Source organism: Salinisphaera sp. LB1 (genome assembly GCF_003177035.1).
Taxonomy (GTDB): domain Bacteria; phylum Pseudomonadota; class Gammaproteobacteria; order Nevskiales; family Salinisphaeraceae; genus Salinisphaera.
The window spans coordinates 421,195-435,277 of record NZ_CP029488.1 but is presented as its reverse complement, the minus strand read 5'-3'; the positions used below and the strand labels follow the sequence as shown (position 1 = coordinate 435,277).

General features: G+C 66.2%; 16 protein-coding genes. 5 read left to right on the top strand and 11 right to left on the bottom strand.

What is annotated here, in order from left to right:
- Positions 1-20: 20 nt before the first annotated feature.
- From thiE to SALB1_RS01875, 3 genes are all read right to left on the bottom strand, one after another.
- Positions 21-650: a thiamine phosphate synthase gene (thiE, locus tag SALB1_RS01885; protein WP_109992316.1), complete on the bottom strand. Its 630-nt coding sequence runs from the start codon at positions 648-650 to the stop codon at positions 21-23.
- A complete protein-coding gene (locus tag SALB1_RS01880) occupies positions 647-1,429 on the bottom strand; it encodes a hydroxymethylpyrimidine/phosphomethylpyrimidine kinase (RefSeq protein ID WP_109992315.1) in 783 nt (260 codons plus the stop codon). Before SALB1_RS01880 ends, thiE begins: the two co-directional genes overlap by 4 nt.
- A 641-nt stretch (positions 1,430-2,070) precedes the next feature.
- Positions 2,071-2,832, bottom strand: a complete 762-nt coding sequence (locus tag SALB1_RS01875) for a metallophosphoesterase (RefSeq protein ID WP_109992314.1) — start codon at positions 2,830-2,832, stop codon at positions 2,071-2,073.
- Between the two features lie 41 nt (positions 2,833-2,873).
- On the opposite strand from SALB1_RS01875, the gene SALB1_RS01870 reads away from it, so the two are divergent.
- Together SALB1_RS01870 and SALB1_RS01865 are read left to right on the top strand one after the other, a co-directional pair.
- Positions 2,874-3,542, top strand: a complete 669-nt coding sequence (locus SALB1_RS01870) for an O-methyltransferase (protein WP_109992313.1) — start codon at positions 2,874-2,876, stop codon at positions 3,540-3,542.
- Positions 3,539-4,150, top strand: coding sequence for a DUF938 domain-containing protein (locus SALB1_RS01865; protein WP_109992312.1), 612 nt, complete (start codon positions 3,539-3,541; stop codon positions 4,148-4,150). Before SALB1_RS01870 ends, SALB1_RS01865 begins: the two co-directional genes overlap by 4 nt.
- Positions 4,151-4,214: 64 nt before the next feature.
- Here SALB1_RS01865 and SALB1_RS01860 read toward each other — a convergent pair whose 3' ends face one another.
- Positions 4,215-5,168, bottom strand: coding sequence for a D-2-hydroxyacid dehydrogenase (locus SALB1_RS01860; protein WP_109992311.1), 954 nt, complete (start codon positions 5,166-5,168; stop codon positions 4,215-4,217).
- Positions 5,169-5,331: 163 nt separating this feature from the next.
- Here SALB1_RS01860 and SALB1_RS01855 point away from each other — a divergent pair, with 163 nt between their 5' ends.
- Entirely contained in the window at positions 5,332-5,823 is a 492-nt protein-coding gene (locus tag SALB1_RS01855) for a MarR family winged helix-turn-helix transcriptional regulator (RefSeq protein WP_109992310.1), read from the top strand.
- Positions 5,824-6,046: 223 nt separating this feature from the next.
- Here SALB1_RS01855 and metF read toward each other — a convergent pair whose 3' ends face one another.
- The 3 genes from metF to metK form a co-directional block, all read right to left on the bottom strand.
- Positions 6,047-6,919: a methylenetetrahydrofolate reductase [NAD(P)H] gene (gene metF, locus SALB1_RS01850; RefSeq protein ID WP_109992309.1), complete on the bottom strand. Its 873-nt coding sequence runs from the start codon at positions 6,917-6,919 to the stop codon at positions 6,047-6,049.
- A 119-nt stretch (positions 6,920-7,038) separates the two neighbouring features.
- A complete protein-coding gene (gene ahcY, locus SALB1_RS01845) occupies positions 7,039-8,460 on the bottom strand; it encodes an adenosylhomocysteinase (RefSeq protein WP_109992308.1) in 1,422 nt (473 codons plus the stop codon).
- 99 nt (positions 8,461-8,559) lie between these two features.
- Positions 8,560-9,729 (bottom strand): methionine adenosyltransferase, encoded by a 1,170-nt coding sequence (metK, locus tag SALB1_RS01840; protein ID WP_109992307.1) that lies wholly within the window; start codon positions 9,727-9,729, stop codon positions 8,560-8,562.
- A 174-nt stretch (positions 9,730-9,903) separates the two neighbouring features.
- Here metK and SALB1_RS01835 point away from each other — a divergent pair, with 174 nt between their 5' ends.
- A complete protein-coding gene (locus tag SALB1_RS01835; protein WP_109992306.1) occupies positions 9,904-10,467 on the top strand; it encodes a thioredoxin family protein in 564 nt (187 codons plus the stop codon).
- Positions 10,468-10,592: 125 nt separating this feature from the next.
- On the top strand, positions 10,593-11,246 hold the full coding sequence (locus tag SALB1_RS01830; protein WP_109992305.1) for a TetR/AcrR family transcriptional regulator: 654 nt from the start codon (positions 10,593-10,595) through the stop codon (positions 11,244-11,246).
- Positions 11,247-11,281: 35 nt separating this feature from the next.
- Here the strand turns inward: SALB1_RS01830 and SALB1_RS19390 are convergent, their stop codons facing one another.
- The 4 genes from SALB1_RS19390 to SALB1_RS01815 all read right to left on the bottom strand — a co-directional run bounded on the left by SALB1_RS19390 (position 11,282) and on the right by SALB1_RS01815 (position 14,062).
- Complete coding sequence (locus tag SALB1_RS19390; RefSeq protein WP_255414475.1) at positions 11,282-11,410, bottom strand: hypothetical protein; 129 nt, start codon at positions 11,408-11,410, stop codon at positions 11,282-11,284.
- Positions 11,411-11,419: 9 nt separating this feature from the next.
- Positions 11,420-12,181 (bottom strand): metal-dependent hydrolase, encoded by a 762-nt coding sequence (locus SALB1_RS01825; protein ID WP_255414474.1) that lies wholly within the window; start codon positions 12,179-12,181, stop codon positions 11,420-11,422.
- A gap of 17 nt (positions 12,182-12,198) precedes the next feature.
- Positions 12,199-13,125, bottom strand: coding sequence for an alpha/beta fold hydrolase (locus SALB1_RS01820; RefSeq protein WP_158590585.1), 927 nt, complete (start codon positions 13,123-13,125; stop codon positions 12,199-12,201).
- 142 nt (positions 13,126-13,267) lie between these two features.
- A complete protein-coding gene (locus SALB1_RS01815; RefSeq protein ID WP_109992303.1) occupies positions 13,268-14,062 on the bottom strand; it encodes a MerR family transcriptional regulator in 795 nt (264 codons plus the stop codon).
- Positions 14,063-14,083 lie beyond the last annotated feature (21 nt).

Sequence of the window (14,083 nt, the reverse complement as noted above, 5' to 3'; positions counted from 1 at the left end):
CGGGCAACGCATGCCCGGGGTCAGCGATTGGGCGGCTGCGGCGCGAACAGATGCGCCAGTTCGGCGGCCGCGGCGCCCGGATCGGCGGCCTCGAACAGGCCGGCGGAAACGGCGATCAGGTCGGCGCCGGCCGCGATCAGGGCGGGTGCATTGCCGGCGTGAATCCCGCCGATGGCGACCACCGGCACGCCGAGTTCGCGGGCGGCGGTCAGCACGCGTGTTTCAGCCGGTGGCGCATCCGGTTTGGTGGTGGAGGCAAAAAAACGGCCGAAGCTGATATAGCTGGCGCCGGCGGCAATGCCCGCCCGGGCGCGCGTGATTCGATCCTGGCAGCTGATGCCGACGATCGCCCGTGGCCCGAGCGCGGCCCGCGCCTGACTGACGCTGCCGTCGGTCTGGCCCAGATGGACACCGTCCGCGCCGGTTTCCACGGCCAGCCGCCAGTCGTCGTTAATGATCAGCTTCGCCCCGTGGGCACGGGTCAGAGCGGCCAGTTCGGTCATCAGGCCACGATCCGGCGCGTGCGGGCGCTTGTCGCGATACTGCAGCCAGATCGCGCCCGCCGCGAGTACCGCATCCACGGCGTCGAGCCGGTCGCCGTCGAGCCCGGCGCGATTGTAAATGGCATACAGGCCGCGGGTGGCGCTCATCGGTCGCCTCCTGGCCAGCGCCCCGGAATCGACTGGCCGGAACCGGCGCTGAAGCTCCGCGCCAGGGCGCGCTCGGTGTAGGCCTGGGCATTGGCCACGGCATCGCCGAGTGATTCTCCCAGCGCCAGCCGCGCCGCCAGACTCGCGGCCAGCGTGCAGCCGGAGCCATGGAAGCGACCCGCCAGGCGCGGCCAGGTATAGCGCTCGATCGCCCCGCCGGGCGTGTACAGGCGGTTAACGACTTCGGCCTCGTCGCCGTCATCGCCGCCGGTGATCAGCACATGACAGCCGGCCGCCACCAGCATCGCGCCGCAACGGTCGATATCGGTTTCGCCCGCGCACAGGCGGCGCGCCTCATCGCCGTTCGGCGTGATGAGGGTCGCCTGCGCGAACAACGCATCGCACATGGCCCGACCCACCGGGTCACCGGCGAGTTCGCCGCCGCCGGCCGCGACCAGAACCGGATCGACCACCAACGGCACGCCGGGCAGGCGGGCTGCCAGCTCGGCGACGATCCGAACCTGGCTGGCCGTGACCAGCACGCCGGTCTTGATTGCGGCGAATGGCATGTCGTCGAGCAGCGTATCGATACAGGCGGCGAAGAAATCTTCGGCCACCGGCGCGACGCCGTAGACGTTGCGTGTGTCCTGGCGGGTGAGCGCCGTGATCACGGCGGCGCCGTGCGCGCCCTGCGCGGCCACCGCTTCGATGTCGGCGTGCAGGCCGGCGCCGCCACTCGGATCATGGCCGGAGAGAATGAGAACGTTGGGACGAGTCATGGGCGCAGTGTAGAGCCTTGCGTTGGATCGCCCGTATTCTGCCGGATGTCGGAACGCCTGTGCGCGCCCGGTACGACAAGTGCACGGGCATTCCTGAAGAACGGGCCGTGCCGAGCGAGTGCGGTCGCGCTGAATGCCACGAAAAAAACCGCGACAAGGCCGGATGCCCGCGCGGAATTTCGAAGTTACATGGCGCGGGCCCGGCCCCGGGCCGCTGGACTACGCGACGGATGGTTTGTTATGCACAATCTTCGAGCGCCCATTCGACGTCGGTCGTATATTTTTCCCCGGCCGGCCCGCCAGACGGTCAGGTCTCTGTAAGTCACTGTTTTACCGTGCGTGTGTCGCACTGGTTACAAAATCGCCGCTTTGTCTAATTCGCCGCATTGACGCCCTCGCAGCCGGTCGCGCCCGGGTATTTCCACAGAGTTATCCACAGGTTTTGTGAATGCATACGCTTTCGCGTTCCGACTCAAGCGTTTAGACCGTCAACGGGGGTACTCGGCGAGGTACGGATCGCCATTCGGGGTCGCTGTCAAGCCGTTGTTCATCGTCCAAAGGTCTGATAGTGCAGCCGAATCCGCGGCGACGCGCGGCAAGTCGTTATTGCGCATCGGTTTTGTGCCGGTGCTACTTTGGGATTAGGTCCGAGTCGCGGGCACGCGGTGCACCGTGGTGGTGATTTTGCCGTCCGCGCCGAGCTGCAGGCAGCGATAGCCCGGGGCGCGCGCGCTGTCTTCGGCGAAGGTCGGACTGCCGGGGCGGAACTGGCGCATTGTCGAGGGCGTGGTCCAGACCGGATAGCCGTCGAGCCGGTATTCGCCGGCCTGATGGACATGACCGCAAACGACGCCGCGAACCTGGGGATGCCGGGCCAGGGTGGCACGCAAGGCATCGCGGTCGATCAGCCCGATGGCGTCGATCCAGGCACTGCCGACATCAAGCGGGGGGTGATGGACACAGATCAGCGTGGGTGCCGGGTCGGCCTGGAGCGCGCGATCCAGGCCCGCGAGGGCCCGTGGGCCGATCCGGCCCGCGTCACTGCCCGGTGCGTGGCTGTCGAGGCCGATCAGGCGCCAGCCGCCGACGCCGAGGGCGTCGTGCACGACCGCCGATTTCAAATGCCGGCGCATGGCAGCGGGATCGTCGTGGTTGCCGGCGACGGCCAGCACGGGGCGTTGCAGCGCGGCGAGCCGGGCGTCGAGCCAACGGTATCCGGCCGAGCTCTCGTCGTCCACCAGGTCGCCGCCGAGAATGATCGCATCCGCCAGGGGATAGGCTGTCATGGCCGCGTCCAGGCTTCGTTGGAAGGCCGCAGCCACGTGCCAGCCGTGCAGCCTGGCATCGGCTCGGGCCCGCAGGTGGGGGTCGGTGAGGTGCAACAGCGTGATATCGCCGGGCATACGGTTCCCGCCGAGGCGGCGTTTGGCGTAACCTGCCCATCATGGCAGACGAAGCAGAATCGGCGGCGGTCGATGCACGACTGCGCGCCTATATCGATGGCATCGGCGACCGCGAGCCGGCGCATCTGGCGGCCAACCGGGGCGTGACCGCGGCTTCCGGCGCCGCGCAGCTACAGGTCAGCCCGCGCCAGGGCCAGCTCATGGCGTTGCTGGTGGCGTTGGCCGAGGCCCGGCGCGGTATCGAACTCGGCGTCTATGCCGGCTATTCGACACTGTGGCTGGCCGAGGCGATCGGCCCGGGCGGGCGCATTCTCGCCTGCGACCGCGATCCCGACATCACCGCGCGAGCGCGCGCCGACTGGGCGGCGGCCGGTGTGGCCGAACGTATCGAGCTGCGTCTCGGCGATGCCCTGGCGACGCTCGACGCCGAGGTCGCGGCCGGCATGCTCGGGGCCTACGATTTCGCCTTCATCGATGCGGACAAATCGCGCTACATCGACTACTACGAGCGCTGTCTGGCGCTGGTGCGCTCGGGTGGCCTGATCATGGCCGACAATACGCTGTGGTACACGCGCGTGGCCGATCCGGCCTGCGACGACCGCGAAACCGAAGCGATCCGTGCGTTCAATCGACATCTGGCGGATGACGAGCGCATCGACCTGTCCGTGCTCGTGCTGGGCGACGGCCTGACGCTGGCGCGCAAGCGATGAGCGGCATTGGCGATCTGTCGGCGGCCGAGCGCAACAAGCGGCCGATCTTCGACGCGCTGGCCGAGTGGCTGGCCGGCGCCCGGACCGTGCTGGAGATCGGGGGCGGCGACGGCACACACGCGCGTTATGCCCGCCAGCGTCTGCCGCATGTCCGGTGGCAGACCAGCGAAGCGCCGGCGCATCTGCGGCGTCTGACCGCGGCGCTGGTCGATGCGCATGACGACGAGCGGCTGCCGCCGCCGCTGGCGCTGGATGTGCGCGCGGCCTGGCCCTCGGCGCAGTACGACGCAATCTACGCGGCGAACGTCGCCCACATCATGAGCGAGGAGGCTGTGGCGGCCTTGTTCGCCGGGGCGGCCCGCCGATTGACGGCGGACGGTCTGTTGTGTCTGTACGGGCCGTTCTTCGATACTGAGGAGGTCCCCGGCGAGGGCAATCTGGCTTTTGACCGAGCGCTGCGCGCCCGCGATGCCAGCATGGGGATTCGGCGGCGCGAAGCCCTGGATGCCCTGGCCGCCGATCACGGGCTGCGCCGGATCGCCCGATTGAAAATGCCCAGCGACAACCGCCTGTTGATCTGGCGCAAAGACGGCGCCAACACCTGTTGAGCGGCGTTCCACGCCCGGCGCGCAGGCACAACTGAACCGCCGTGGGCCGGTACTGCTGACCGGGTTAATTCACCCGCCCGGAATCGTCACCGGCACGAAACGCCATGATGTTGGCGGCCACGCCGTCGATCGCGCGCTGGCGCGCCGCGCGGCTGGCCCAGGCCGTATGCGGGGTGATGATCAGATTCGCCGGCTTGTGCTCGATCAGCGGATGGCCGTCGCGCGGCGGCTCGTTGTCCAGCACGTCGACCGCCGCCCCGGCGATCACGCCGTTGTCGAGGGCATCGATCAGGGCGCGCGAATCGATCACGCCGCCGCGGGCCGTGTTGATGACCACGGCGGTGGGCTTCATCCGGGCCAGGGCGGCGGCATCGATCAGGCCCCGGGTACGCTCGGTCAGTGGGCAGTGCAGGGTGAGGTAGTCGCTGGCGGCCAGCACATCCTCGAACGCCAGCCGGTGCTCGCGCACCTGATCCGCGCCCGGGCGTTCCGCGATCAGCACCCGCATGCCGAACGCCTCGGCCAGTCGCGCCACTGCGGCGCCGAGTTCGCCGTAGCCGACGACGCCGAGCGTCGCGCCGGCCAGTTCTTCGATCGGGTAATCGTGCATGGCGAAGAACTCGGCGCGCTGCCAGGCGCCGCGAGCCACGGCGGCGTCGTAGTCGTGCCAGTGGGTTGCGAACGCGAGCATTAGAGCCAGCACGTGCTGCGACACGGCGGCGGTGGCATAGCCGGTGACGTTGATCACCGGAATGCCGCGCTCAGCTGCAGCCGCCACGTCGATATTGTTGGTGCCGGTGGCGGTCAGGCAGATCAGCTTGAGCGCGGGCGCCGCCTCGATTGCCCGGCGGTCGATCACGACCTTGTTCGTGACGATCACATCGACATCGCGGATGCGCTCGTCGACCTGCTCTGGCGTGGTAGCGTGATGCCAGCGCCACGCATCGGCGGCCCCTTCGAGTCGGGACCAGTCCAGACGGGCACCGACCGAGCCGGCGTCGAGAAAACAGGCGCGCATCTACATCTCCCTCGCTGCGCCGCTGTCGAGGCAGCGGTACGAGATTGGAAAAATCTCACGATAATCTACGACTATAGTTTTTCAATACAGTCGCTCACGTTAAGCTACGCTCAATACTTGCATCTCTATAGTATTCATTTCGAGGGACAAGGAACATCAGTCGATGAAACGTCGATCCGAACAGAAAGACCCTTCGTTGGGCAATCATCTGCCGGCTACATGCCCGTCGGCTGAAGCGCTCGAATATGAACTGGCCTTTCTCGTGCGCCGGATGGAGGCACTGCGGCGGCGGTTCCACTACGGCCTGGAGCGGGCGCACTACCTCCTGCTGATCCTGCTCGAGCGCAACGACCGCCAGTCGGTGGGGGCGCTGGCGGATCAGGTGAATCTCGACGCCTCGACGGTGACGCGTCAGGTTGCAGCGATGAAAAACGCGGGATTGGTGGAAAAACACGACAATCCGGACGATCGCCGGGGCGGCTTCGTCACGATTACCGAAGCCGGCCGGGATGCCGCGGCCGAGGTGCGCGGACGGCGCCTGGAGCGGGTGGAAGAGGGCTTCAAGAACTGGTCCGAGGAGGACCGGCGGGAGTTCGCGCGCTTGACTGCGCGTTACAACGACCAGCTGCGCGACATGCTCAACGCGGAAGACTAGGGGCGTGTCCTGGCCGCCGCACCGACCGCCGTCATCTGGCGGTCAAACCCCTAGCGCCGGATGGGCCCGCCCGTGCCATTGCTGAGGCAGGCGCGCCCCGTGAGAATCCGCCGGCTTCCGGCGCGCCGCGAAACCGCAACCGGCGCTGACGCCAACACCTCTCTCGCGAATGAAAAAAACCCGGCTTCGGCCGGGTTTTTTCAGGTGCCGTCGCTGGCGCGGTTCAGGCGGCGTGGTGCGCACCCGGGCCGGGCAGTTTGAGATCGTGCCATAGTGTGACCGTCGGCTCGGCCTTGTTGAGCGCGTAGAAGTGCAGCCCGGGCGCGCCGCCCGCGAGCAGACGCTCGCACAGCCGGCCGATCAGATCGCGGCTGAAGGCCTGGACCGACGCGGTGTCGTCGCCGTAGGACTCCATCTTCTGGCGGACCCAGCGTGGGATGTCGGCGCCGCACATGGCCGAGAAGCGCGAGATCTGGCCGAAATCGTTGATCGGCATGATGCCGGGCACGATCGGGATATCGACGCCCTTGGCCGCCACCTCGTCGCAGAAGTTGAAATAGGCGTCGGCGTTGAAGAAGTACTGCGTGATTGCCGAGTCGGCGCCGGCCCGGACCTTGCGCACGAAGTTGTCGACATCCTCGGCCGGCGAGGGCGCGGCCGGATGATATTCCGGATAGGCGCCGACCTCGAGATGGAAATCGTCGCCGTGGCGCTGCTTGATGAAGGCCACCAGTTCGTTGGCGTGATGAAACACGCCGGGTTTGTCCATGCCGTCAGGCAGATCGCCGCGCAGCGCGACGATGCGCTTCACACCGGCGGCCTTGTAGTTGTCCAGCAGTTCGCCGATCGACGCCTTCGTGCCTTCGATGCAGGACAGATGCGGGGCGGCCGGCCGGCCGGTGATCTGCATGGCCTTCTTGACCGTGTCCAGCGTGCCGGAGCGGGTAGTGCCGCCGGCGCCGAAGGTCACGGAGAAAAAGGCGGGGTGCAGTTCGGCGAGCGATTCCAGCGCTTGCTCAAGTCGTGCCTCACCCTTCGGCCCCTTGGGCGGGAACAGCTCGATGGAGAAATCGTTGTGCGAGACATCATGGCTCATGGCGTCTCCCCCTGTTGTCTGTGGCGCGGTGGCGCCGATCATGGTGCACATAAAAAACCCGGCCCACGCGGGCCGCGGGCCGGGTCTTCCAGACCTAGATACGGCCTTCGATCACGCGCTTAGTAGCGGTAGTGATCCGGCTTGTACGGGCCCTCGACCGGCACGCCGAGGTAGTCGGCCTGATCCTTCGTGAGCCGGGTCAGCTTGGCGTTGACGCGCGCCAGATGCAGCGCCGCGACCTTCTCGTCCAGATGCTTGGGCAGCACGTACACGTCGTTGTTGTAGCGATCGCGATGGTTCCAGAGCTCGATCTGGGCCAGCACCTGGTTGGTGAACGAGTTCGACATCACGTAGCTCGGATGGCCCGTGGCGCAACCCAGATTCACCAGGCGGCCTTCGGCCAGCAGGATGATCTTCTTGCCATCGGGAAAGGTGATGTGGTCCACCTGCGGCTTGATCTCTTCCCACTCGTACTGACGCAGCGCGGCGACGTCGATCTCGTTGTCGAAGTGACCGATGTTGCACACGATCGCTTCGTTCTTCATGCGCTTGAGGTGATCGTGGTTGATCACGTGATAGTTGCCGGTGGCGGTCACGAAGATATCGGCCTGCTCAACCACGCCCGGGTCTTCCAGGTCCACCACACGCAGGCCTTCCATGGCTGCCTGCAGCGCGTTGATCGGATCGATTTCGGTCACGCACACGGTCGCGCCCAGCCCGCGCAGCGACTGCACGCTGCCCTTGCCGACATCGCCGTAGCCGCAGACGATGGCGACCTTGCCGGCGACCATGACGTCGGTAGCGCGCTTGATGCCGTCGACCAGCGATTCACGACAGCCGTAGAGGTTGTCGAACTTGGACTTGGTGACCGAGTCGTTGACGTTGATCGCCGGGAAGGTGAGCCCGCCCTGCTTGGCGAGGTGATACAGCCGGTGTACGCCGGTGGTGGTCTCTTCGGAGACGCCGGTGATGGCCTTGCCGAGCTTCTTGTAGAAGTCGGGCTGTTCGGCCAGGCGCTTCTTCATCACCTTGAACAGCGCTTTTTCCTCGTCCGAACTCGGGTTATCGAGCAGGGACGGGTCATCGGTGGCCTTCACGCCGAAGGTAGCCAGCGTGGTGGCATCGCCGCCGTCGTCCAGGATCAGGTTGGGCAGGCCGCCATCATGCCAGTCCATGATGGCATGGCAATATTCCCAGTATTCCTCGGCCGTCTCGCCCTTGTAGGCATAGACCGGGACGCCGGATTCGGCGATCGCCGCCGCGGCATGGTCCTGGGTCGAGAACACGTTGCAGGAGGCCCAGCGTACCTCGGCACCGAGGGCCACGAGGGTTTCGATCAGCACGGCCGTCTGGATGGTCATGTGCAGCGAGCCGGCGATGCGCGCGCCCTTGAGCGGCTGATCCTTGCCGTATTCCTCGCGCAGGGCGACCAGGCCCGGCATTTCGGTTTCGGCGATGTCGATCTCGCGACGGCCCCACGGGGCCAGGCTGATATCGGCAATCTTGTAATCTTCGTTGAGCTGTTCGGCAGGGCTACTCATCGATTCGTTCCTGTCGTTGAAATCGGTTCGTGGCGTCGGTCGGCAATCCCGCCGGCCGACGGGCGCGAAAAATTCGCGCGGATTGGAGTCGAGGGAATACTAGGCCGCCTGAATGCCGGCATCGTCGGCCAGTGCAGCCGCCTTGTCGGTACGCTCCCAGGGCAGATCCAGATCCGCGCGGCCGAAGTGACCGTAGGCGGCCGTCGGCGCATAGATCGGGCGCTGCAGATCCAGCATCTTGAGGATGCCGTAGGGGCGCAGGTCGAAATGATTGCGAATGAGCTGGGTCATCTTCTCGTCGTCGACCTTGCCGGTGCCGAAGGTCTCGACCCAGATCGAGGTCGGCTCGGCCACGCCGATGGCATACGACAGCGCGACTTCGCACTTGGAGGCCAGGCCGGCGGCGACCACGTTCTTGGCCACGTAGCGCGCGGCATAGGCGGCGCTACGGTCGACCTTGGACGGATCCTTGCCGGAGAAGGCGCCGCCGCCGTGACGGGCCATGCCGCCGTAGGTGTCGACGATGATCTTGCGCCCGGTCAGGCCGGCGTCGCCCAGCGGACCGCCGGTGACGAAGTTGCCGGTCGGGTTGATGTGCACGGTCGGGTTGTCGGTGAGCATGTTGCCGATCACCGGCTTGATGATGTGCTCGTGCACCGCTTCCTTGAGATCGGCCTGCGAGATCTCCGGATTATGCTGGGTCGACAGCACCACGGCGTTGATCGCGCTCGGCTTGCCATCCTCGTATTCGAAGGTGACCTGCGATTTGGCGTCGGGACGCAGCCAGGGCAATGTGCCGTCGGCCAGCAGTTCGGACTGCTTGCGTACCAGACGATGGGCATAGGTGATCGGCGCCGGCATGAGGACGTCGGTTTCGTCGCAGGCATAACCGAACATCAGGCCCTGGTCGCCCGCGCCCTGTTCTTCCGGAGCGGCCCGCTCCACGCCCTGATTGATGTCGGCCGACTGCTCGCCGAGCACATTCATGACGGCACAGGTGTCGGCGTCGAAGCCCATCTCCGAGCTGGTGTAGCCGATCTTGCGGATCGTGTCGCGCACGATGCTCTCGACCGGAATGCTGACCGGCCGGGATGTCTTGATCTCGCCAAAGACCATGACGAAGCCGGTCTTGGTTGCGGTTTCGCAGGCGACCTTGGCGGTCGGGTCCTGCGCTAGATAGGCGTCGAGAATGGCGTCGGAGACCTGATCCGACAGTTTGTCGGGATGGCCGCCGGTGACCGATTCGGAAGTAAACAGGGTACGGCTCATAGGACTACATCTCTCCATCCGGATATGCGGATGGACTATACGTCATCTATGATCGGGATGCTAATGCTGTCGGCGTAGCCCGGCGTACAGCGTTGCGGGCCGCAGCGTGGCGTCGCGTGGAACGGCAACAGGCCCTAGACTGGCGGCATTCATTCCCCGACTGAAAGGCCGACCATGGCATTGACCGACTCCAACATGATGCCGCTGGGCACCCGCGCGCCGGACTTCGCGTTGCCGGATGCCGTCTCGGGCAAGACGCTGACGTTCGCCGATGTGGCCGGCGAGCGCGGCACGCTGGTGATGTTCATATGCAATCATTGCCCGTACGTGATTCATATCGCGCGCGAGCTCGCCGCAGTGGCCGCCGAATACGACCCCAGGAGCATCGGTTTCGTGGCGATTTCGTCCAACGATGTGAACGAGCGCCCGGAGGACGGGCCGGCGTACATGCGCGAGTTCGCCGACCAATACAACTTCATCTTCCCGTATCTTTACGACGAGACGCAGGAAGTGGCCCGCGCCTACGACGCCGTCTGCACGCCTGACTTCTTCCTGTTCGATGCCGATGGGAAGTGTGCCTATCGCGGCCAGTTCGATGCCTCGCGCCCGAAATCGGCCGAGCCGGTGACCGGCGCCGACATGCGCGCCTCGCTGGACGCGGTGCTGGAAGGCGACCCGATTCCCGAGGAGGCCCAGGTGCCGAGCCAGGGCTGTTCCATCAAGTGGAAGACGGCCTGAGGCCAGCCATGGGCGACCGGCATGGTTTCCAGCGGCCCCGCGCATTGTTGCCCACGGCATTCGCGGCCAGCGACATTTGCCCCAGCGCCTGAGGGGCTGACAACCGACCGTGCCAGAATAGACGTATGAGTGCTGTCAACTCTGCCAAGATGGGCCGCGGCCGGGCCTATGCTGGCCGCAGCTCCGCCGAGCGTCGCGAGGCCCGCCGGGCGGCGTTGATCGCGGCCGGCGTCGAGGTGTTCGGTCGCGATGGATTCCGCGGTGCCACGGTCAAGGCGATCTGCCGTGAGGCGGGGCTCACCGAGCGCTACTTCTATGAGTCGTTCGCCAACAGCGAGGCATTGTTTGCGGCAGTCTACAAATCGCTGATCGCCGCCGTCGAGGCCGAAATGATCGCCGCGATCGAGGCCGCGCCGGCCGAGGCTGAGGCGACCGCGCGCGCCGGCCTGCGCGTCTATTTCCGGCATATGGCCGATCCACGGATTGCGCGCATCGTGCTGATCGAGATCTTCGGCATCAGTGCCGATATCGATCGGACCTATCGCGCGGTCACGCTGAACTTCGCGCGTCTGACCGAGGACCTCACGGCACGCCTGTTCGACGTGGCGGCGATCACGGCCGGCGCCGACAGCCGGCTGCTGTCCATGGGGCTGGTCGGCTCGACCATCCATATCGCCATGTACTGGCACCTGAACGGCTATCGCGAGTCGTTCGAGACCGTGGTCGAGTCGGCGCTGCGGCTGTATCTGGCGATGGCGGGCAACGCTCCGGCCGGCTGATGGGGCGGCCGCGGCGGGGGCGGCCCGCGCCGTCGTCAGTGATGGGTGGTGCGGGCTGCCTGGACGTCGTTCACCAGTGTGTCCAGTTCGGCCAGCAGGTGGGCATTGTTCTGCTGCCAGAGATGAAAGCTGTATTTGAAGTAAGACAGCCACTCCGGAATCATCCGGCGGAGCTAGCCGGGCCGGCCGAACGTGAAGTTGAGCATTTTGAGATGCCCGCGCCATCCTGCAGCGCGGCATTTCGGGTCGGCTCGGCTCATCTGCCAGTAGAAGGCGAACACGATCGGCCAGAACAGGCCGGTGGCGACGATCATGGCGCCACTGCGTTCCAGCCAGTTGCGCGGGCCACGGCCGATGCATTGCTCGTACACGTCGTAAGCCACGGCCTTGTGCTCGATTTCCTCGAGCGCATGCCAGCGCCACATGCGAGCGTAGTCTTCCTGAGAGCCGGCCAACTGCTCGGGATGGCGCAGCAGCATGTCGCCCATCAGCGCGGTGTAGTGCTCCCGCGCGATGGTTGCTGCCAGCGGCGTGGACTTCGGCGTTTTGTGCTGGATGATGTCGAGCGGGTCCCAGGTGAACGTGTCGAGTTTGTTGGCGGGCAGACCGGCCTCTTCCATCAACTGGTTATATCCGATGTGTTCGCGCGAATGCATCGCTTCCTGGCCGATGAAGGCGGTGGCCGCCTTTTTCAGGTCGGGGTCGGGGATATCGTCGCGATAGCTGCGCACGGCGTCGATGAACATGCGCTCGCCGGCCGGGAACAACAGCGACAGGGCGTTCATGAACTGAGTCGCGTTCGGGCCCGCGACATGCCAGTCGCCGATGCGACCGGCCGGGGGCAGGAAATGCAGGTCGCGCCGTTGTGGCATGACCGGGCCATGGTGCCCGGATGAATCGCGGTCGAATCGATAGTCGTTGGCAGGTGTACTCATGGCGGACTCCTTGCGAATCAGCTTGCGATGTCTGTCGCCGCGGCCTGGCGCGCCTGCGGGGCGATGTACGCGTCGATCAGCCGGGCCACCTGCGGCGCACGGGTGGCTATCGCCCAGTGACCGGCATCAATCTCGTCGATCATGAGATCGTCCACCCAGGCCGGCATGCTCTCCACCAGGCCGCGGCCGATGAAGGGATCTCGACGTGGCACGATGACCTGTACCGGCACGGTCGCCGGTCGTTGTCGCGGCCGGACCAGCCGCGGCCCAATATTGGCGCGATAAAGCTTGATGCCGTGCCGGCCGTCCTCGCGCCACGTGGGCGCGACGGGTAGGGGTTCGCCTTCGAGGCGCGCCAGCGTGGCCGGCCAGCGTTCGGCCAGCAGATGGCGCCAGGCCAGCGACGCGAGCAGGGGCCATTGGAACAGGCCGATGTACCAGGAACGTCTGATCTGGCGCAGCAGGGCGCTGCGATCGCGACGCCACTGCACGCGCAGGTCGTGACCGACATGATCGAGACAGGGCCCGGAGATCGAGGTGAAGCTGGCCAGCCGATCGGCCACGGCCGGATCGGTAGCTGCCTCCCAACCCTGAATCGAGCCCCAGTCGTGGCCGATCAGATGCACCGGTGTCGCCGGCGAGGCCCAGTCGATCACCGCTGCAAGATCGCGCTCCAGGTTGGCCAGTTCGTAGGCAGAAACCGCGCCCGGCCGGTCCGAACGACCCGCGCCGCGGACGTCGTAGCGCACGCAGTGGTAGCGATCGGCCAGCTGCGCGATGAGGCGGTCCCATACGCCGGCCGTGTCCGGATAGCCATGCACAAACATCAGGGTCGGCCGGCTCGGATCGCCATCGCTATAGCAGGCCAGGCGCACGCCCGCGCCGGTGACCACCGCGTCCGGGGCGCGGTGTTGGCGCGTGATTTCAGCACTCTTTCCGAGCATGACTTCGATTGATGTAATAGTTACATTGGAAGATGTCATAAAGGCCAGGCGCGCGCAACGCTTCATTGCGCGCCGGGCGGCGTCGCCTGTCCGATGATCAGCGGGTCACGCATGCGGGCCGCCGGTGCCGGCGGCCCATGGGCTATTCGGCGTCGTGCAGGTGATCGAGCACCTGGGCGAGGCGGTCGCCCAGATGTTGATCTGCGGCTTTCGCCATGGCGCGGGCGACTTCCGGCAGCACGGCCATTTCCACCAGCGGCCGCAGGCGCCAGATCAGATCGGCGAGTTCCGGCATGTCGTCGCTCGGCGGGAGCTGGCCTTCGCCGTAGCGGTCGAAGACATGATGGGCGACCAGGCGGACCATGGCGTCTGAGGCCTGCTCGACGTTTTCGCGCAGCTGGGCGACCACGTCGAGCATGTCCTCGAGCGGGATGCCGGCCGCGACCAGTTCCGCACCGGCGTGCAGCATGCGGGGGCTGGGCACGCGGTAGCGCATCCCCTCCGGACGGATCACGTCGAGGGCGACCGCCTTGTCCAGCGCCCGTTTGGAGAACTGGCCGCCGAATTTGCGCAGCAGCTGCGGCATGGTCAGATAGTCGGGCAGTTCGTCCGTCCACGGGCTGGCGACCGCGGTTTCCAGGCCCAGCAAATGACCGATGTCGTTACCCGATTCCCAGCTTTCGATCAGTTCGCCGATGTTCGACAGCGTGTAGCCGCGTTCCAGCAGCCGGTTGATGATACGCAGCCGCGACAGATGGGCGTCGTTATAGATGCCGCGGCGGCCACGTCGTTCCGGCGGCGGCAGCAGGCCGCGGTCCTGGTAGGCGCGGATATTGCGTACCGTCGAACCGGTTTCGCGTGCCAGCGCATCGATCGAGAATTCCTGCGGTGTCTCGTTCGGGCTGTTGCTGTCTGGGGCGCTCGAGGGGCTGTTCATCCTGACAAGGATAGTCCTCAG